Raw genomic sequence first — 16,035 nt, 5'->3', positions numbered from 1 at the left:
ATGGGCCCGGGGGGCTGGGGAGCCGGGGGCTCGACGGGTGGATCGATCTCAGGCGTGGTGGGCTCGGGAGCCGGGTCGCCGATAGGCGGAAGAGGATCGTCACCTGGGCGCGGAGTGTCCGACTGCATTCGTCTCATTCCCCTTCATGCTGGACCGTCAAGGCGGCACCTTCGTTTAACGTCTAACGCTCGCGATGGTCCCGCCATCATCGGAATGGCTGAGGTCGGGACCATCGGGCCTTGGATCATACCTGTCAGGCAGCGCGGACGTCGGACACATTACGTCGCCCCCCCGGCCGACTTGGCGAATGCGATTGGCGAGTCGTGACGCCTGGGTCAGCGACGGCAGCGACCGCCAGGTCCACGGTAGAGACCCGGAGGGCATCCGCGGGGCGCGCCGGTCAAGGCGCGCCTGATATCGCCCCGGGGGCCACGGTTGAGCCGGCATCCGCCGAACGGGCCGCGATGGGCGCCGAACCCGCATCCGCCGCGCGCCAGTACGATGGGCGCATCGAGACCGGCCGGGCCGGGCGCAATCGGCAGGGCCTGCGCTTGACCGACGGCGAACAGCGCCGCGGAGGCGGCGACGACGAGACCGGTGAGCTTCATGGGGATTCCTTTGTGATGAGGTGACCGGACACGCTTTCCGGTCGCCGTGTCATGGTGGTGGGATGAGCCAGCATCGCCACCGTTCACTTGCACCGGCAGGGCCGTTCCGCCCGCGTGACGCGGCCATCGTGATCCGCATCGAGACGTGCGAAGCGCTTGGCGGTGATCGCGTCGATCTCCTCGGCTGTGACGTACCCGTCGCCGTTCGCGTCGAGGCGCCGGAAGCGTTTCGCCGGATCGGCAGGCCCCTTCCCGGGATGGGCGGCCCACCAGGCCGTCCACTCCGCCTCGCTGATACGCCCGTCATGATCCGCGTCAGCCTTCATCAGGCGCGTCCGATGCCGGGCCTGGAAGGTCGTCAGGTCGACGCCATCGGCCTTGGCATCGACTGTCGCCGGCGCCGGTGCCGACGGTTGCGGCGTCTGGGCGAGGGCGGCGGACGCCGAGAGGCAGGCCGTGAGGGTGAGGCAGAGGGTTCGCCGTGCCATGGAACGACATCCGTGATGGGGGGATGGGCGGGATCGCGCCGGAGAGCGCGATCCCGAGGCCTCAAGCCGGCTGGGTCCGGTCACCAGCGATGGTGCCAGCCACCGCGCCAGCCCACGTGACGGTAGCCTCCCCAACGGTGCCAGCGCGGACCACCCCAACCGATGCGACGGGGGCCGTAGAAGCGAGGACCGTAGACGCGGGGGCCGTAGAAGGCTGGCCGCACGACGTAGGGGGCGTAAACGACCCTCGGACCGAGGTTGGGTCGGCAGAAGCCGTAGAGCCCGCGGTGGAAGCCGAGGCCGCAGCCGTCGCGGGCTTCCGCCGTTCCGGCCGTAGCCAGCGGTGCCGCCAGCCCCGCGGCCAGGAGCGCCGCCGGAAGCAGCCGCTTCAGTCCGTTAGAGGCGATGTCCCTCAGACCCGTCATTGCAGGTTCTCCCTGGTGGGTGATTGCGATGGGGGGAGATTGCCAGCGCCCTGTCGCAGGGATTTGTCGACACATCACGATTGTGTCGCGGACGGTCGCGGAGCCGGGCGGCCCGACACACATTGCGACAACTTCATCGAGAGACGGAGATCGCGCCGGGGTACGACCGGCGGATGGGACACGCAGCCATGGACCACGCCCACGTGCTGGTGGTCGACGACCACCGCGACATCCGCGACCCGCTCGCGGCCTACCTCAAGCGGCATGACCTGAGGGTCAGCGTCGCCGCCGAGGCGGCCGCTGCCCGTGCCGTGCTATCAGGCTCGGCCATCGACCTCGTCATCCTCGACGTGATGATGCCCGGCGAGGACGGGCTCTCGCTCTGCCGGCACATCCGCGAGGTCCTCGACACGCCGGTCATCCTGCTGACCGCCCTGGCGGAACAGACCGACCGCATCGTCGGCCTGGAGATCGGGGCGGACGACTACGTCGTGAAGCCGTTCGACCCGCGCGAGCTCCTGGCCCGGGTCAAGAACCTCCTGCGCCGGGCCCGGGCGCTCCCCCGCCCCCGCGATATCACCGACGGTAGCCGCCTCGCCTTCGACCGCTGGGTGTTCGACACGGACCGGCGCGAGCTCGTCGATGCGGGGGGCGGCGCGGTGGCCCTCAGCACCGCCGAGTTCCGCCTGCTCTGCGCACTCACCAACCACCCCCGCATCGTCCTCTCGCGCGACCAGCTCCTCGACCTCACCAAAGGCCGGTCCGCCGACGGGTTCGACCGGAGCATCGACAACCAGGTCAGCCGGCTTCGGCGCAAGCTGGAACGCGATCCGGCGCAGCCACAACTGATCAAGACCGTCTGGGGCGGCGGCTACGTCCTCGCCTCCGATGTGAGGACGGTGGCGTGAGGCTGGGACCCGGTTCGCTTGGCGGCCGGCTGGCGCTACTCCTCGTGCTCGCGGTGGTCGGCGCACAGGCCGTCGCCTTCGCGGTGGTCACGCGGGAATCCTCGCTCATCGGTCGTGCGGTCGCCCGGACCCAGGTCGTCGACCGCGTCGCCACGCTGGTGCGCCTGCTCGATACGGTGCCCCCGGAGGCCGTTCCGCGCGTGGTCGAGGCCTACGGCTCCCCGCGCCACCGGTTCACCATCGATACGGCCAGCCTGGTGCCGGACAACGCCATGGACGACGACGAGACCCGGCTTGCCCGTCGGCTCGACCGGCGCATGCGGGACGGTGCGAGCCAGGCCCGTCTACTTCTCGTCGAACGGGAGCAGGGGGAGGAACCGTCATCGGACCGGCTTGCCGGCAAGCCGCAGGTCCTGCGCGTGTCCGTGCATCTCGACGACGGCCGCTGGCTCAACGGCGAGGCGCCGCTGGCGCTCCCGACGCCGCCCTGGGTCCGCATCGGCCTGATCCAGATCGCCGCCAGCGTCGTCGCCGTGCTGGTCGTCATCGGCATCGCCATGAAGGGCATCGTGGGGCCGGTGAAGGCACTGGCCTCGACCGCCGAACGCGCCGGTCGGGGCGTCGCCGTCGAGCCCTTGCCCGAGAGGGGACCAAGCGAGCTTCGCACTATGACGGCGGCTTTCAACGAGATGCAGGCTCGTTCGCGGGCCTTCGTCATGGACCGCACCCGCATGCTCGCCGCCATCAGCCACGACCTGCGCACCCCCATCGCCTCGCTCTGGCTGCGGGCGGAGATGGTGGAGGATGCGGAGCTGCGCGACGCCATGGTGCGCACGATCTCGGAGATGCGCGAGATGGTCGAGGCGACGCTCGCCTTCGCGCGCGACGATGCCCTCGCCCAGGACGACGGCCCCCTCGACCTTGCCGCTCTGGTTCGGACAATCGCCGACGACCACCGGGTCCTCGGACATGACGTTGCCGCGACCGCTCCGTCATCCCTTCCGTTCCACGGCCGCTCGATGGCCCTGCGCCGCGCGTTCGACAACCTCGTGGCGAATGCGGTCCGCTATGGCGGGTGTGCCCGGATCGGCCTGGATCGCCGTGACGGCGACATCGTTCTCACCGTCGACGACGACGGTCCCGGCATACCGCCGGACCGGATCGAGGAGATGTTCGCTCCATTCGCGCGCCTGGAGGATTCGCGCAGCATTGAGACCGGGGGCGTCGGCCTCGGCCTCGCCATCGCGCGTTCGGCCATCCGTGCGCACGGAGGCGACATCAGGCTGTTCAATCGGGCGGAAGGAGGTTTCAGGGCCGAGTTGACCTTGCCGGCCCCGAGGGAAGGCGGCAGTGCCCGGGCGGTCCCTGGCAGAGGGATATTGAGAGGCGCGTGAGAGGATTTCTGGCCCGTTGCACGCCTTCAGGGATCCGCCCTTACCCCGGCTAAGATGCCAATCTCAAAACTGCGGATTTCTTTGGAACCAGGATGCAATGTCCGCGTTTCGAGCGCGCGAGGCCGTTTTGCGGCTCGCTGAGCGGGCGCCGGGTCAGGCATCCGGCGACCCTTGTCATCACGTTGCTCCAAGGAGGATGTGGTCATGAGGACCCTTGATTTCGCCCCTCTCTACCGTTCCACCGTCGGCTTCGACCGCCTGTTTTCCTTGCTGGATCAGGCCACCCAGGCCGAGACATCCGCGACGTGGCCACCCTACGACATCGAGCGGGTGGAGGACGACGCGTACAGGATCACGATGGCCGTCGCCGGCTTCGCGCCCGACGAGATCGACCTGACCCAGCATGACAACACCCTGCTGGTCACCGGCCAGAGGAAGTCGTCCGAGGGTGAGCGCCAACTCCTGCATCGCGGCATCGCCGCCCGGACGTTCCGTCAGACCTTCAACTTGGCCGACCATGTGAAGGTCGTCGGCGCGAACCTTGAGAACGGATTGCTGACCGTGGACCTCAAGCGCGAGGTGCCGGAGGCCCTGAAGCCGAGGCGCATCCCCATCGGCGGGACGCAGGCTGCCGTCGGCCAGGACAACGCACAGCCTCGGATCGAGACCGAGCGCAAGGCGGCTTGAGTTCCGCCACCCGTCGAACGCCCTCCCTTGCGTACCGGCGAGGGAGGGTACCGCCCATCCAACCCATCTTCAGGAGGGATGATCGATGTCGATGATGGAGAGCTTCAGTTCCCGTACCAGCGCCGTGAACCCAGCCGGCGCGCACCCGGCCTCGTTCGAGGCTTGGCAGGCGCTCGTCGCCCCGGGCGACGTGTTCCGTCACCCCAGGGAGGTGTTGACCCACCCTGGGCTCTCAATGGGGGAGAGACGCGCAATCCTTGCCTCCTGGGCGTCGGATGCGAGCGCCCTTGAGAACGCGCCGAGCATGCGCTGCCTCACAGGCAGCAGGGCCGAGCCTGTCTCCGTCGATGTCGTCCTTGCTGCGCTTGGCGAACTCGACCGCAAGTCGGCTCCCAAGTTCGGTTCGGTGACGTCCGCAGGCCCGCCGAGGCAGCCCAGGCAAAGACGCCTACGACGTCTCGCGGACCTGCACTGGTACGTTCGCCCGGGACGACGCGACGATGACGACGATCCGCCGCCGTGTCCGGCGATGGCGATGCCACGTCCGAAGACGCCCCCGGATGCCTCGCTTGCCGCTGCCATTCCAGCCTAGCGGTCGGCATCGTTTCCTGACGCCGTTGGCGTCCTAGATTGATCTGGACGGCCCGACGTTCCGCTTGGCGGCGGCGTCGGGCCGTCGTGCGTTCTACGAACTCGGGTCAAGGCGGCGATTGCCCCTAATCGGTCGCTCCACGATCTGCCCGTCACCGAGTGTTACCCGATGGATAAGTTCCTCTACTATCTCGTCACCCTTATCGAGTCCGTCCTCGGGGTCTTCGGCGTTCGGACCTTCTACGACCAGCCCCGGTACGCCGTCGTCGAGCGTCTCGACCGTGGCGTCGAGGTTCGAGCCTACGAGCCCCGCCTCGCCGTCGAGACCGACGGGCGCGGACAGGGTGATGGCGAGGCGTTCGGACGGCTCTTCCGTTACATCACCGGCGCGAACCAGCGGGGCGACCGCATCGCGATGACCGCCCCCGTGGAAACCGGAGGTCAACGCATCGCGATGACGGTTCCGGTCGAGCAGGGCTCGGGGGGAACGATGCGGTTCTTCCTTCCGCGCGAGGTAGCCGAGGCCGGGGCCCCGGAGCCCACCGAGCCAGGCGTCCGTCTTGTCCGCGTCCCGGCCGAGAAGATCGCCGCCCTTCGCTTTTCAGGCTCCATCACGCCTGAGGCTCGAACCGAACAGGAGCGTATCCTGACCGAGGTGCTTTCCATCGCCGGCCGGAAGGCCAGCGCTCCCGCCGTCTTCATGGGCTATGACCCGCCGTTCGCGATCCCTTTCCTGCGCAGGAACGAGGTCGCCGTGAGACTCGCGATACCTTGAGACCGTGGACTGGCATGACCCGGGAACAGGATTGGCCACCGGCTACCTTCCTGGAAGGGCCTGCATCAGGCTCAGGGGTTTCCTGCCCTGAAGCCTGATGGCCGGACGCCCGGGTACGAGCTACGCACGCGACAGTTCGACAATCGAAAAGGAAGCCGGCAACCGACACCGCCTTGCTTGGTTGGGTAGCAATGTCGGCGAAGCGTGCCCCGGAATCATCGGCCATTCTCGTAGTTGAAGACGATGACCTCGTGCGCACCGTCGCCGTCGAAATGTTGGAGGATGCCGGCTACGCGGTGATCGAAGCGCGCCATGCCGACGAGGCCTGGTTCATCCTGCATGAGCGTTCGGACATCGGCGTGCTCTTCACCGACGTCGACATGCCCGGATCGATGTGCGGTGCGACCTTTGCCGGGAAGGTTCACCAATCCTGGCCGGACATCCGATTGATTCTGACGTCCGGTCGTCGGCGTTTCGCCGATCACGAGATCCCAGAACACGGTCTGTTCGTTCCGAAACCCTACAGCGCCTCGCAGGTCCTCGACGCCATCGACGACGCCGATTGAGCCCGGCTTGATGATGCGGGGCGGCCGGACCGCCCCGCGCGGATAACTTACGCCTTGCCGGTGACCTTATCGGCGACGTGCTTGGCGCCGTCCTTCACGTCCCCGGTCGTCTTCTGGGCGTCGCCCTTCAGTTCCTGCGCCTTGCCCTCGGCCTTCAGCTTATCGTTGTCAGTGACGTTGCCGATGCCCTGCTTCACGTTGCCGACGGCCTCGTTGGCGAGACCCTTGATCTTGTCGGTGGTGCTGCTCATGGCGGTTCTCCATCCGCGACCGGGGCGGTCACGGGTCCTGGAAACGGCCCCGGTTCGTTTACCGTTCCGACCCGCCGGTCACGGTCCCGAGATGGGAGGTCCAGGCTCCGGGTATCCGTCTCCGCGGGGCTTGCAACCTATGCTCCGGGTTCGGATGCCCAGTCGGACTTACGAGACTGCAGCCGGCATGGACCAGGGCTTGGGGCGGCGGCACGGATGTGATGACGATGCCTCCGGGCCAAATCGGCGTTTCCCGTCCCTTTGGAACGCCGATTTCCGGGACGTTTCTCGTGCCCTAGCGAAAAAAAGCTGAGTCCTGCCCAGAGGATCGATGGTTTGGACGGACCGTTATGAGCGGTCGGCTCTATCCGCAAATCACCTCAAAAATCACTTCCACGCCGAGTGTGATTTTATGTCTAGGGCCTACCGCCGCCGTCCGGCCGGACACCGTCCAGCATTGTCGTAAGCTTGGCCGCCCGGGATCATCCCTGTATCAGGGAGACCGGTCATGACCTTCTGCAACGCCGCCGTCCAGCACATCCTCGACGACCTTGATCTCGACGACGATTTCGCGCCGCCCCCCACGCCGGAATCCGCGTCGGCCGCCGCAGCCAAGGCCCGCCGCGACGAGGCCGAGCGCAAGCGGACGGAGCGGGCCGAGCGTAGGGCCGAGGGCCGTCCCGATCCGCGCCTCGTGGACAGCATCATCGCCCGGGCCCTCGCCGACGCCTTGAAGGCCGCCGACGCCCGGGGCCACGTGGTCAGGCACCGGAAGCTGGACGGCCTGACCCTCGACGCGAAGGCCATCCTCGGGCTCGCCATGAACGAACTGAAGGCGCGCGGCTTCCCGAAGGACGTTGCGAAAGTCGCCCTGCAGGGCCGCCTGCTGCCGTGCGAGCACGACTAGCCGCCCGGCGTACCTTCAACAATCCGATTCATTCGACCAGTGTAACGGGGCGCTTCCTGATCCAGGGACGTCCCTTCTGTTGTGGCGTCCGAGGCCAGGGACTGGTTAACCGCGATCCCACGCAGACTGCGGGGGACTCTTTCGGAGGGGCGCCAGAGCTGCGATCTCTAAGGGGCAGCAGGCGACGATCGAGGGAGGCCAAGATGACCCAAAGCTACAATAGCTTCCCCGACGCCTCCCGCTTCGCCCACAGGGCTGAGAGCCTAGCCCTGGGCTTCGCCGGCGTCGCAGCCCGGGCATGGGCCGACACGAACGCGGCTTTCCAGGCCGACGCCGCGCAGGCTGCCGTCTACCAGGCCGCCTCGGCCCGCCTTCAAGCCGCCCGCCTCAAGCTCGCTCGGGCCGAGGCTGACCGCGATGCCGTCCGTCGCGAGGCCGCCCTCCGGGAGCGGGACGCTCAGCGCCGGGATCTCCTCAACCGGGCGCGGTTGCTGGCACGCCTCGCCGCCTGAGTGCTGACGTGCGCACATGGCGTGCTTTCGTCATGCTTTCGTGTGCGCACAGGGAAAGTATCTACCCGAAATCGACATGGTGAGGCGCCATGTCGCAGGTGGTGCGCAGACCAGAAAAAGGCCCGCCCGGGACACCCTGGGCGGGCCTTTCTGGTCTCAGGGGTGGACGGCGTCCGGGCGGGGCGGACGGTGTCCGGGGTCAGCGCATCCCGTACCGGACGCCGTCCTCGGGCGTCTCGTCGACGTCGGCCTTGCGGATCGATTGGACGATGCGCGGATCGGGGCGCAGGCCCTCTGCCTCCATCCGGTCGTAGAGGGCCTGACGGTACTCCTTGAAAGTCGGGACCCTCGGCATGTTGATGAGAGCCGCTTCCCGCGTCAGGTGACGCCCGATCTGGGCGGGTCGGTAGTTGACGAGCAGGGACTGCCGGTCGCGCGGGAGGTTGATGAGGTACTCCTTGGCCTCCTCGTCCAGCATCGCGGCCAGGCTCGGGTCCTCGTGTTCCGCATCGGCCAGGAACTGGATCGCAGCCCTGCCGAGGTCGGCGTGGAAATCGGCCGGTACGTCGGCCCTGTGGACGCCGGCGGCGGTGAGGGCCGCCTTCGTCTCGGTCTCGGCGACGAGGTCCTCGACCTCGGCCATGAGAGCGGACTCGGCCTGGGCGGCCTGCGCCGGCGGGGCAAAGGAGCGGGCGATCCACTTGCCCCCCTCCCAAACCAGTTTCGGGGCGGCGGCCATGGCGGCCAGGGTGAGCCGCATGACGGCGGCGAAGAGGGCGATGGTACGGCGCATGGTGTGCTCCTGTGTGGGGTGGTGGTTGGATTGTGCCGGTGGCGACGAAAACCAGAAGGACTAGGGTCTGTCATCGCTTGAGCCAATCGAGGGCCGCGGCAAGACAGAGGACGCCCATGAAGCTGACGGTCGTCTTCTCGTAGCGTGTGGCGATGGCGCGCCACTCCTTGAGCCTGGCCCAGAGGCGCTCGACCTGGTTGCGGTTGTTGTAGATCCAGTCCGGGCAGGCGACGGGTGCTTCGTGGCGCTGAGGCGGGATCGCGGGCCGCGCGCCCATGTCCCAGATGTGCTCACGAAAGGCGTGGCTGGTGTAGCCCCGGTCCCCGACGACCCACTTGGGCACACCCGGAAGCTGGTCGAGCAGCGGAACCGCATGGGGCAGTTCATGGGCCTGACCGGGCGCCAGCCGGAAGGCGATGGCGCGACCCCGTCCATCCGCGATCACGCAAGCCTTGGTGCCATAGCCGCCACGTGAGCGGCCAAGAGCTTCACGAGCATCTCGCTCGGGCCCAGATCCCCCCTTTTGGCAGCTCCCGCCGCCTTTTGGTGCGCTCGCATGTTCGTGCCGTCCAGGAACACCATCCCGAGTTGGACGCCCCGCTCCTGCACGAGGCCAAGCAGTCGCTCCCAGACGCCGGCACGGGACCAGCGGATGAAGATCTGCGCAGCGCGCCACCAGGGACCCAGATCCTCCGGAATAGCCCGCCACTTGGCCCCGTTCTGATGCCGCCAGAGGATGGCTGAGAGCGTGCGCCGAAGATCCTGTGGGGGCGTCTTGGCCTTGGGCCGGCAGGCCTCCACCAGGGGCTCCAGTTCAGACCACTGCGCGTCGCTCAGCATCGTCCCTCCTGCATCAGAGAGACGAAAACGAAAGCCAAACCAATCCGTTCAGGCGACGACAGACCCTAGAAGTGCGCGGCTCCGAAGATCCGCAGCCGCAGGTCGTCTGGAAGCTGCCGCCTGTGCCGGTGCACGGCGGCGAGGGCCTGGCTCGCCTGGATGACGCTGAGGCTCTCCTCGGCCGCGAGGACGTGACCGGCTGACGAGTGGGATTTCCCCCAGCCCGAATCGTTGCGCACCGATGCCATGTCGTCGTCGCGGCCGGAGAGGATGCGCGTCCCTTCGTGGACGGCATCCCGCACGTCGGGGTCTTGGGCGAGCGTGAGCCAGTCCTGGGAGGGGTTCTTGGATATCCTCTCCAGGACGCGGGCGATGGCGGCGTCAACTTCTCGTACCAGTCGGCGGGCGGTCTCGCCGGCACGGATGGTTGGCACGTCGTCGTACTGCATCGGCTCGGCGAGGACGGCGGCGGCGAGCTCGCGCTTCTTCTTCGACCAGGCCCAGTCCAGCTTGGCGAGGTGCGTCCGCAGGGCCTCGATGGCGGTGCGGCTGTCGGTGGCATAGAAGCCGGCGAGCCGGTCGGCATCCCTCTTCGCCGCCGCCGCCTCGTCGGCTAGCCGGATATCCTCGGCCGCCAACGCCTCCTCCGCGTCGGCCAGCGCCGTCGTCAGGACGATGCCCGGCAGGGTCGGGTCCTCCCAGCACACGGGCTGTAGCTGGCCGTTGTTCGGCTGGGCGGTGCCCCAGGAGAACCCAGCGGTCCGGAGTTCCTCGCGGGCGACGCGGTACGCGCGAGAGAAAGCGGTGGGATCGCCGTCGCCCAGCCAGAACACCCTCGGCCCGTTCCGCGTCGAGACCTCTCTGGCCCGGCGCCACGTCAGGCCGAGGGCGGCGCCGGGCAGGGCCGCCTCGGCGTGGATCGGCTGGTGGGCCGCGGCATAGGCCGAGAGGACGACGCCCCCGACCGCGATGAAGAAGAGCAACAGGGTGAGCATGGGTGCCTCCGAGCGGCAAATCCGCCGACCAGCCGATTGTCCGCCTGGGCCAAGGTTTCAGAAAGTAGTCAAATGCATGGTGCGCTGCAAAAGGATGTGTACCTAACTGCCCTTCGGTATCTTTTGCCAAGAACCGTGCCAACGCCCTCGTGTCAACTTTGGTTTATTTCACGCCAATAGCCTCGAAACCCGTTGCGGAACCCTGGATAGGTGTACCATGTCCGCAGATCGGCGGACGTGACGGTCTCGATGGACGAGGACACCTGATGATGGCGCACTACACTGAGAAGGAGGCGCGGGAGTTGTTGAGCGCCGCGGTGGCGAAAGCACCGACCGCCAAGGCATGGGCGGAGCAGCACGGCCTGAAGCCGCGGCACCTCAGCGACGTCCTTCTCGGGAAGCGCTCGGTCAGTGCGCCGTTCGCCGCGGCGCTCGGGCTCTATCAGGAACGCGTCTACCTGCGCCGTCAGAGCCAGGAGGATGTGCCGGAGGTGCTGTCGTGAGCGTCGACCTCGCCGTCTATATCCGCCCCCGCCCGACGGTCGTCGCCGACGTCTGGGACTACTGCTCACCCGAGGCGGCTCAAGAGCGCTGGCATTGGCTCAAGCCGCACCAGCTTGTGCGGCTCGCCTGCGAGGGTCGCCGCCTCCGCCGCGTCGCCGTCGGTGCCCCCGCCCGACACTCCCAGGCCCGCTCGACGACCCCGGTCGAGGACGCCGCGGTCGTCGAGGCTTTCCGCCGGACTGGGACCGTGGCCGACACCGGCGTTGAGACCGGCCAGACGTACTGGGTGGTGATGCGAATCCTGCGCGAGGCCGGGGTCACCGTGCCGCCGGTCGACCGGTACGCGACCGCGGCCAAGGCGGCCGAGACCAAGCGTCAACGGAGGATCGCCGCATGAGCGTCCGCTCCGAATTCGTCACCGGCCTCGCCCGGCTCGACGGCGCCTCGTCCAAGGCGAGACTGATCGCGGTCCGGAAAGCGGTCTACGCCCGGATCGACGAGCTCCGAGATCCGGATCTGCGGCACGCCCTTCAGCTTACCGCCGACGGCGTCGACAGGATGCTGGCACAGACCAGCCGCCTCGCCGTCGAGCACCTCGCCGAGGGCCTCGCGGTCAGCCACGGCGAGCCGCCGACGCGCAGGCCGACGCTCCCCTCCGCCAACCCGAGGCGCTGACCATGGCCATCCACCGCGAAGGGCAGTCCTTCACCCTCGACGCGCTCGTCGAAGTCGAGCCCGGCGCCCGCATCACGATCTTCGGGCAGGGCACCGCACCCAGCGTGGGGGACCTCATGACCCTGCGAGACACCCCGGTGCGATGGAAGGCGGCACTGGTCCACGAAGACGACACCGGTTGGCACGCCAAGCTGGTGCCCGCTCCGGCCCTGCGCGTCGTCGCCTGAGCCCCCCCCGCCGACGCGCCAGGCGACAGTGGCCACGAGACCCCGAGCAACCCCACACATGAAGGAGCGTCCCATGCAGCGCGAGGCTAACGACATCATCCATGACGCCCTCTGGATAGCCTACGAGCGCGGAAAGGCCGGGAAGGGCCTTGCGGCCCTGGCATCTCGCAACCTGATGGCAGACATCGAGGAAGCCGGATTCGACATCGTCCGGAAGCCCCAGGCAGGCCGAGTGGTCGTCCTCGACGAGGCCGGTGAGCGCAAGCTCAAGGACCTCCTCGCCGGCAAGATCGTCCCCACCGGTCGCCTCGTTGAGGTAACCTACCGCATGCCGGACGGCAGCACCCGGACCCAGCGGCACGCAGAGTTCGGGTCCCTCGACAAGGTCTCCTACGACCCGCCGCCGGTGGTAGGCTCCGAGATCGCCGGGGCGACGGTGCTTAAGGCGACCGAGACCGTCGGGCAGATCGCGGAGATCCCGGTCGGCACGGACGGCCTGCAGAGCCCGCCTGCTGCCCCATCCATAGCGAGCGAGCTCATCTCGTCCTGGGTGCGCAACCTCGGGGACGCCGCCGAGACCTGCCTGGCCTACCTCCGACACCGCCGACTGACGATCAGCGCCGAGTTGTCTCGCTGGCCTACCCGGGAACAGCAGGAGGACCTCTACGTCCGGATCGACGCGATCCGATCCCTACGAGGTGTCGTGAGAGCCGACTTCCGCATCAGCGGCTCGGGCTCGACGGCGGTCGTGGTCGACGTGGTGTTCAGCCATCTCATCACCAGCGTCGTCGTCGACTACGCGCCGCTCAACCTTCCGATGCGAAAGGCCGCCTGACGCCCTCCGTCGACGCGCCCGGCGGCAGGGGCGCTCCATCGATTCCCCCCATCCCGAGGAGACCACCATGGACACGCAGGACCTCACCTTCGGCGCCGGCAAGACCCACATCTCGGAGATAATCCGCAGCGCCCTGTGGCGCGCCCACGGCTGCGGCAAGCTCGGCATGGATCTCGGGCCCGACATGGGCCACGTCATGGCGAAGGACATCGTCGTCCAACTCGCCGACAACGGCTACGCCATCGAGCGCCCCTCGCGCGGCCGGGCCGCCGTCGTCGGCGAGGCGATCAGGACCGGCAACTGGGGTCTGTTCAGCGACCTGGACTTCACGGCCTGGCTCAACGCCTGCCGCATGGCTGACCTCGCCCTGCAGCCCATGACCATCGCGTTCGCGGACCGCATCGTCGAGGTCGGGGAGGCCCACCCTCGCCACAAGGAGGCGATGGACTTCCTCGTCGCCGACTGGACCGCCGGCAACGACCGCGCGCAGGACGCCGCCTGATGGCCAAGCGAACCCTTCCCGCCAAGGCGGCCGCGCTGGAGGCAAGCCTGCGCGTCGCGGTGACCGAGGGCGCCCGGGACAGCGTCACCGGCCGGGCCGCATTCCGCATGGTGATGATCGAGGCGAGGGGCGCGGCCGCCGTCGACGCGGCGCTGGACCTCGCCCGGGCCGCGCTGACGGGGCCGAGGCGGTGAGGCAGCCGTCCGGGACCACCAACCACCTGTTAACCAAGTATTGGCGTGGCGAAGGCTGAAACACGCGAAAAGCTGGATCTGATGACGGTGGCGGGGTATAACGTGAGTGGGTAGTATTCCTGTCACTTATCCACAGAGGGTAGTGGCGCGTTAATCATCGAGCCTCGATCTCGGTGACTCAATAGCCTTGTCATGTTTTCGTCTCCGCATCGGGCCACGGGCCTTCGTTGCGTAGAGACACCCCATGACCACTCCTGGCGATAAGCTCATCGAGCTCGACCCCGAAGACTTCGAGCAGTGGGCGCTCCTGAACGGCGTCGTTCATGCCAAGTCCATGACCGTGCCCTGGCCCGACCAGCCAGAGAAGCAGGCCCTTCGCCTCGTCGAGATCGTCTCGGAGGTGGGCTGCCTACTCAACTTGGTTGGGAAGCCCGGCACCATCGAGACCACGCCGATGGTGGTCAAGGGCAGCATGACTGACCCGCGCCGCAACCTCATCCCCGGGATCGGGGCACTCATCGTCGGAGACGATTGGACCCACACCGGGTTCCGGCTCGCGTTCGGTGACCAAGAAAGCGACGTGAAGTTCCGGGAGTACCTGAAGATGGTGCAGACCGACGGCACCGACGGCGTCCAGCGCCTTGCCCGGTGGCTCACCCCAAGCGGCATGATCGAGGCGGCCCGCATCCGCCGCCGCCCCAAGGCCGAGTGGTATCAGAAGCACCCCGAACTCAAGGTGCTCGACCACTACTACGGCCGGTTCGAGGCATCGCGCGACAGCGCGGTCTAGACCTTCCCACCCCCACGAATTCATCCACCGTCAGTAGAGTAGAGAGTAGCGTCATGAGCGAGAGCAAGTGGAAGAAGCAGAACCCCGGCAAGGCCCCCAACAAGGCCGCTGCCGGCAAGACCGACTGGGCTCGGTACATCGGCGTGGCGGACCACCTCGTGGCCGGGAAGACCGGTTTCAAGCCACGCGGCAAGGGCGAGTTCATCAACGCGATGCTCGGGCACGCCGGCAGGAACTCGCTGAAGCTCGACATCCTGGACGCTGCCGGGCAGGCAGATTACCTCCGGGACCTCTTCGATGCTTCCCACATCATCATCGGGATCTGGCCCGACGCCCGCAAGCCTGAGGGCTTTGACTTCAGGCCGATCAAGGGCGACGACAGTGCCAAGCTGGCTGCGGCCTTTCCGAACGGCGGAGCCGTGATGGTCAGCGCCGTCGGCGTCGAGACCAGAACCGAGGCGGATGACCTCGCCGACGGATACGCCGGACTCTACAAGAAGGACGCCGACGGGCAGGCACAGTCGCGGTGGGAGTTCGCGATGCCGGCGAACCGCGAGTTGTTCAATAGTACCGCAGCCATGGCGGCCATCCTCGACTGGTACGAGCGGACCTGACGATGGCCACCGGTTCCGAAGCCGACGGCTACGACGCCGACGAGATCCCCGAGGTCGCGATCCTGTCGGTGACGGCCTGGATCGCGGAGGTCGCAGCCGGGAACCCCGAGGAGGCGCGATACGCCGAGATCTACGGCATCGACGAGGATTACCTCGCGCGTCCGGAGTGGGTGATCCACCGCGTGTTCTCGGCCAGGCTCAACGACGAGGTGCGGCATGAGATCTACGAGGGCGCTTCGATGCTGCTGCACCTCTGCGGTCCCCACGCCTTACCCCACGTCGAGGAGCTTTACTGGGCCTACGAGGCCGACGACGGCGATTCCCCGACGACGCGCGCAGAACGCCGCGCCGCCCGCATCGAGGCCGGATGCTACAGCAAGGCCGACCTCGCCTGGCTGCAGCGTGATGGCGCCTAGTCCTCGGCCTCGGCGTCCATCTCCGCCCCGAGGGCGAGCTCCTCGGGGACGGTGGGCGTCGCGTCCTGCCGCTCCAGGACCTCGTCGAGGCTCGCCGGCCTGTAGGACCACCGATCCACGCCGACGTCGCACGAGCGGCTGGTGTCCGGCAACAGGCCGTGGGTGTGCCCGAAGCAATGCCGCGAGCCCCGGAACGCGCCGGGCCAGGCCCTCATCGGGTAGTGCGAGAACACCCACCGGCGGCCGTTGAGCTTCGGCGTCGCGAAGTCATGCCGGGAGTGCCACGGCAGGTCGGTGACCCGCTTCTTGTCGTGGTTGCCCCTGACGAGGATCTTGCGGCCGCGCAGCCGGCGGAAGATCGAGGCGCACCGCTCTGGGCTCGCCCCCATGGCGAAGTCGCCGAGGTGCCAGACCTCGTCGCGGGGGCCGACGGTGGAGTTCCAGGCGTCGACGAGGAACTCGTCGTGCTCCTCGATGGAGGCGAACGGGCGGGACATCATCTTGAGCACCCCGCCGTGCCCGAAGTGATGGTCGGCGG

The 16,035-nt window shown here is 67.9% G+C and carries 26 protein-coding genes; 18 read left to right on the top strand and 8 right to left on the bottom strand.

Annotated elements, in window-relative coordinates; all coding sequences use genetic code 11:
* Positions 1-335 precede the first annotated feature (335 nt).
* On the bottom strand, positions 336-542 hold the full coding sequence (locus tag MKK58_RS27050) for a GCG_CRPN prefix-to-repeats domain-containing protein (RefSeq protein WP_409565160.1): 207 nt from the start codon (positions 540-542) through the stop codon (positions 336-338).
* On the opposite strand from MKK58_RS27050, the gene MKK58_RS01245 reads away from it, so the two are divergent.
* Positions 465-632 carry a hypothetical protein gene (locus MKK58_RS01245; RefSeq protein ID WP_243910396.1) on the top strand — a complete coding sequence of 56 codons (168 nt, stop codon included), beginning with the start codon at positions 465-467 and terminating at the stop codon, positions 630-632. The two genes, MKK58_RS27050 and MKK58_RS01245, sit on opposite strands and share 78 nt — an antisense overlap.
* 59 nt (positions 633-691) lie before the next feature.
* On the opposite strand, the gene MKK58_RS01240 is transcribed toward MKK58_RS01245, so the two are convergent.
* Both MKK58_RS01240 and MKK58_RS01235 read right to left on the bottom strand, forming a co-directional pair.
* Positions 692-1,096 carry an EF-hand domain-containing protein gene (locus MKK58_RS01240; protein WP_243910395.1) on the bottom strand — a complete coding sequence of 135 codons (405 nt, stop codon included), beginning with the start codon at positions 1,094-1,096 and terminating at the stop codon, positions 692-694.
* 80 nt (positions 1,097-1,176) lie between these two features.
* Positions 1,177-1,521 carry a GCG_CRPN prefix-to-repeats domain-containing protein gene (locus MKK58_RS01235; protein WP_243910394.1) on the bottom strand — a complete coding sequence of 115 codons (345 nt, stop codon included), beginning with the start codon at positions 1,519-1,521 and terminating at the stop codon, positions 1,177-1,179.
* Positions 1,522-1,709: 188 nt separating this feature from the next.
* Here MKK58_RS01235 and MKK58_RS01230 point away from each other — a divergent pair, with 188 nt between their 5' ends.
* The 5 genes from MKK58_RS01230 (at position 1,710) to MKK58_RS01205 (ending at position 6,442) form a co-directional block, all read left to right on the top strand.
* Positions 1,710-2,429, top strand: a complete 720-nt coding sequence (locus MKK58_RS01230; RefSeq protein WP_243910393.1) for a response regulator — start codon at positions 1,710-1,712, stop codon at positions 2,427-2,429.
* The gene (locus MKK58_RS01225; protein ID WP_243910392.1) at positions 2,426-3,823 is read left to right on the top strand and encodes an ATP-binding protein; all 1,398 of its coding nucleotides are present in this window, start codon (positions 2,426-2,428) and stop codon (positions 3,821-3,823) included. The genes MKK58_RS01230 and MKK58_RS01225 overlap by 4 nt, the downstream gene beginning before the upstream one ends.
* 204 nt (positions 3,824-4,027) lie before the next feature.
* Positions 4,028-4,510, top strand: coding sequence for an Hsp20 family protein (locus MKK58_RS01220; RefSeq protein ID WP_243910391.1), 483 nt, complete (start codon positions 4,028-4,030; stop codon positions 4,508-4,510).
* A gap of 760 nt (positions 4,511-5,270) precedes the next feature.
* Entirely contained in the window at positions 5,271-5,876 is a 606-nt protein-coding gene (locus MKK58_RS01210; RefSeq protein WP_243910389.1) for an SOUL family heme-binding protein, read from the top strand.
* Between the two features lie 191 nt (positions 5,877-6,067).
* The gene (locus MKK58_RS01205) at positions 6,068-6,442 is read left to right on the top strand and encodes a response regulator (RefSeq protein WP_243910388.1); all 375 of its coding nucleotides are present in this window, start codon (positions 6,068-6,070) and stop codon (positions 6,440-6,442) included.
* A gap of 47 nt (positions 6,443-6,489) precedes the next feature.
* Here the strand turns inward: MKK58_RS01205 and MKK58_RS01200 are convergent, their stop codons facing one another.
* Positions 6,490-6,693: a CsbD family protein gene (locus MKK58_RS01200; protein WP_147709627.1), complete on the bottom strand. Its 204-nt coding sequence runs from the start codon at positions 6,691-6,693 to the stop codon at positions 6,490-6,492.
* 508 nt (positions 6,694-7,201) lie between these two features.
* Between MKK58_RS01200 and MKK58_RS01195 the strand changes: the two genes are divergently transcribed.
* Both MKK58_RS01195 and MKK58_RS01190 read left to right on the top strand, forming a co-directional pair.
* A complete protein-coding gene (locus MKK58_RS01195; RefSeq protein WP_243910387.1) occupies positions 7,202-7,600 on the top strand; it encodes a hypothetical protein in 399 nt (132 codons plus the stop codon).
* A 203-nt stretch (positions 7,601-7,803) separates the two neighbouring features.
* Positions 7,804-8,112, top strand: coding sequence for a hypothetical protein (locus MKK58_RS01190; protein ID WP_243910386.1), 309 nt, complete (start codon positions 7,804-7,806; stop codon positions 8,110-8,112).
* A gap of 199 nt (positions 8,113-8,311) precedes the next feature.
* On the opposite strand, the gene MKK58_RS01185 is transcribed toward MKK58_RS01190, so the two are convergent.
* The 3 genes from MKK58_RS01185 to MKK58_RS01175 form a co-directional block, all read right to left on the bottom strand.
* Positions 8,312-8,905 carry a hypothetical protein gene (locus MKK58_RS01185; RefSeq protein ID WP_243910385.1) on the bottom strand — a complete coding sequence of 198 codons (594 nt, stop codon included), beginning with the start codon at positions 8,903-8,905 and terminating at the stop codon, positions 8,312-8,314.
* A gap of 70 nt (positions 8,906-8,975) precedes the next feature.
* Positions 8,976-9,745 (bottom strand): IS5 family transposase gene (locus tag MKK58_RS01180; protein ID WP_238508326.1). Its coding sequence is split into 2 segments (ribosomal slippage): positions 8,976-9,430 and positions 9,430-9,745, totalling 771 coding nucleotides; the frame shifts between segments, so codons are not numbered across the junction.
* Positions 9,746-9,810: 65 nt separating this feature from the next.
* The gene (locus MKK58_RS01175) at positions 9,811-10,740 is read right to left on the bottom strand and encodes a hypothetical protein (protein ID WP_243910384.1); all 930 of its coding nucleotides are present in this window, start codon (positions 10,738-10,740) and stop codon (positions 9,811-9,813) included.
* Positions 10,741-11,006: 266 nt separating this feature from the next.
* Between MKK58_RS01175 and MKK58_RS01170 the strand changes: the two genes are divergently transcribed.
* From MKK58_RS01170 to MKK58_RS01125, 10 genes are all read left to right on the top strand, one after another.
* The gene (locus tag MKK58_RS01170; RefSeq protein WP_243910383.1) at positions 11,007-11,243 is read left to right on the top strand and encodes a hypothetical protein; all 237 of its coding nucleotides are present in this window, start codon (positions 11,007-11,009) and stop codon (positions 11,241-11,243) included.
* Positions 11,240-11,641, top strand: coding sequence for a hypothetical protein (locus MKK58_RS01165; RefSeq protein WP_243910382.1), 402 nt, complete (start codon positions 11,240-11,242; stop codon positions 11,639-11,641). The genes MKK58_RS01170 and MKK58_RS01165 overlap by 4 nt, the downstream gene beginning before the upstream one ends.
* A complete protein-coding gene (locus tag MKK58_RS01160; protein WP_243910381.1) occupies positions 11,638-11,919 on the top strand; it encodes a hypothetical protein in 282 nt (93 codons plus the stop codon). Before MKK58_RS01165 ends, MKK58_RS01160 begins: the two co-directional genes overlap by 4 nt.
* 2 nt (positions 11,920-11,921) lie before the next feature.
* The gene (locus tag MKK58_RS01155; RefSeq protein ID WP_243910380.1) at positions 11,922-12,146 is read left to right on the top strand and encodes a hypothetical protein; all 225 of its coding nucleotides are present in this window, start codon (positions 11,922-11,924) and stop codon (positions 12,144-12,146) included.
* A gap of 73 nt (positions 12,147-12,219) precedes the next feature.
* Positions 12,220-12,981 carry a hypothetical protein gene (locus MKK58_RS01150; protein WP_243910379.1) on the top strand — a complete coding sequence of 254 codons (762 nt, stop codon included), beginning with the start codon at positions 12,220-12,222 and terminating at the stop codon, positions 12,979-12,981.
* 67 nt (positions 12,982-13,048) lie between these two features.
* Positions 13,049-13,483, top strand: a complete 435-nt coding sequence (locus tag MKK58_RS01145) for a hypothetical protein (RefSeq protein WP_243910378.1) — start codon at positions 13,049-13,051, stop codon at positions 13,481-13,483.
* Positions 13,483-13,677 carry a hypothetical protein gene (locus tag MKK58_RS01140; protein ID WP_243910377.1) on the top strand — a complete coding sequence of 65 codons (195 nt, stop codon included), beginning with the start codon at positions 13,483-13,485 and terminating at the stop codon, positions 13,675-13,677. Before MKK58_RS01145 ends, MKK58_RS01140 begins: the two co-directional genes overlap by 1 nt.
* 244 nt (positions 13,678-13,921) lie before the next feature.
* Positions 13,922-14,467 (top strand): hypothetical protein, encoded by a 546-nt coding sequence (locus tag MKK58_RS01135; RefSeq protein ID WP_243910376.1) that lies wholly within the window; start codon positions 13,922-13,924, stop codon positions 14,465-14,467.
* A gap of 53 nt (positions 14,468-14,520) precedes the next feature.
* Positions 14,521-15,081: a hypothetical protein gene (locus MKK58_RS01130; RefSeq protein ID WP_243910375.1), complete on the top strand. Its 561-nt coding sequence runs from the start codon at positions 14,521-14,523 to the stop codon at positions 15,079-15,081.
* A 2-nt stretch (positions 15,082-15,083) separates the two neighbouring features.
* On the top strand, positions 15,084-15,497 hold the full coding sequence (locus tag MKK58_RS01125) for a hypothetical protein (protein ID WP_243910374.1): 414 nt from the start codon (positions 15,084-15,086) through the stop codon (positions 15,495-15,497).
* Here the strand turns inward: MKK58_RS01125 and MKK58_RS01120 are convergent.
* Positions 15,494-16,035, bottom strand: a 542-nt coding sequence (locus tag MKK58_RS01120; RefSeq protein ID WP_243910373.1) for a metallophosphoesterase family protein, incomplete at its 5' end; no start/stop codon positions are given. The genes MKK58_RS01125 and MKK58_RS01120 overlap by 4 nt on opposite strands.

It is taken from the genome of Methylobacterium sp. J-078 (assembly GCF_022829285.1).
Lineage (GTDB): Bacteria > Pseudomonadota > Alphaproteobacteria > Rhizobiales > Beijerinckiaceae > Methylobacterium.
Note: the sequence above shows the minus strand (reverse complement) of the source record. Positions and strands in the feature narration are given on the sequence as shown.

Excerpts from the sequence above, each read along its gene's own strand:
- MKK58_RS01245 (WP_243910396.1), top strand. The coding sequence starts at position 465 with ATGGGCGCCGAACCCGCATCCGCCGCGCGCCAGTACGATGGGCGCATC.
- MKK58_RS01240 (WP_243910395.1), bottom strand. The coding sequence starts at position 1,096 with ATGGCACGGCGAACCCTCTGCCTCACCCTCACGGCCTGCCTCTCGGCG.
- MKK58_RS01235 (WP_243910394.1), bottom strand. The coding sequence starts at position 1,521 with ATGACGGGTCTGAGGGACATCGCCTCTAACGGACTGAAGCGGCTGCTT.
- MKK58_RS01230 (WP_243910393.1), top strand. The coding sequence starts at position 1,710 with ATGGACCACGCCCACGTGCTGGTGGTCGACGACCACCGCGACATCCGC.
- MKK58_RS01220 (WP_243910391.1), top strand. The coding sequence starts at position 4,028 with ATGAGGACCCTTGATTTCGCCCCTCTCTACCGTTCCACCGTCGGCTTC.
- MKK58_RS01210 (WP_243910389.1), top strand. The coding sequence starts at position 5,271 with ATGGATAAGTTCCTCTACTATCTCGTCACCCTTATCGAGTCCGTCCTC.
- MKK58_RS01205 (WP_243910388.1), top strand. The coding sequence starts at position 6,068 with ATGTCGGCGAAGCGTGCCCCGGAATCATCGGCCATTCTCGTAGTTGAA.
- MKK58_RS01200 (WP_147709627.1), bottom strand. The coding sequence starts at position 6,693 with ATGAGCAGCACCACCGACAAGATCAAGGGTCTCGCCAACGAGGCCGTC.
- MKK58_RS01195 (WP_243910387.1), top strand. The coding sequence starts at position 7,202 with ATGACCTTCTGCAACGCCGCCGTCCAGCACATCCTCGACGACCTTGAT.
- MKK58_RS01190 (WP_243910386.1), top strand. The coding sequence starts at position 7,804 with ATGACCCAAAGCTACAATAGCTTCCCCGACGCCTCCCGCTTCGCCCAC.
- MKK58_RS01185 (WP_243910385.1), bottom strand. The coding sequence starts at position 8,905 with ATGCGCCGTACCATCGCCCTCTTCGCCGCCGTCATGCGGCTCACCCTG.
- MKK58_RS01175 (WP_243910384.1), bottom strand. The coding sequence starts at position 10,740 with ATGCTCACCCTGTTGCTCTTCTTCATCGCGGTCGGGGGCGTCGTCCTC.
- MKK58_RS01170 (WP_243910383.1), top strand. The coding sequence starts at position 11,007 with ATGATGGCGCACTACACTGAGAAGGAGGCGCGGGAGTTGTTGAGCGCC.
- MKK58_RS01160 (WP_243910381.1), top strand. The coding sequence starts at position 11,638 with ATGAGCGTCCGCTCCGAATTCGTCACCGGCCTCGCCCGGCTCGACGGC.
- MKK58_RS01155 (WP_243910380.1), top strand. The coding sequence starts at position 11,922 with ATGGCCATCCACCGCGAAGGGCAGTCCTTCACCCTCGACGCGCTCGTC.
- MKK58_RS01150 (WP_243910379.1), top strand. The coding sequence starts at position 12,220 with ATGCAGCGCGAGGCTAACGACATCATCCATGACGCCCTCTGGATAGCC.
- MKK58_RS01145 (WP_243910378.1), top strand. The coding sequence starts at position 13,049 with ATGGACACGCAGGACCTCACCTTCGGCGCCGGCAAGACCCACATCTCG.
- MKK58_RS01140 (WP_243910377.1), top strand. The coding sequence starts at position 13,483 with ATGGCCAAGCGAACCCTTCCCGCCAAGGCGGCCGCGCTGGAGGCAAGC.
- MKK58_RS01135 (WP_243910376.1), top strand. The coding sequence starts at position 13,922 with ATGACCACTCCTGGCGATAAGCTCATCGAGCTCGACCCCGAAGACTTC.
- MKK58_RS01130 (WP_243910375.1), top strand. The coding sequence starts at position 14,521 with ATGAGCGAGAGCAAGTGGAAGAAGCAGAACCCCGGCAAGGCCCCCAAC.
- MKK58_RS01125 (WP_243910374.1), top strand. The coding sequence starts at position 15,084 with ATGGCCACCGGTTCCGAAGCCGACGGCTACGACGCCGACGAGATCCCC.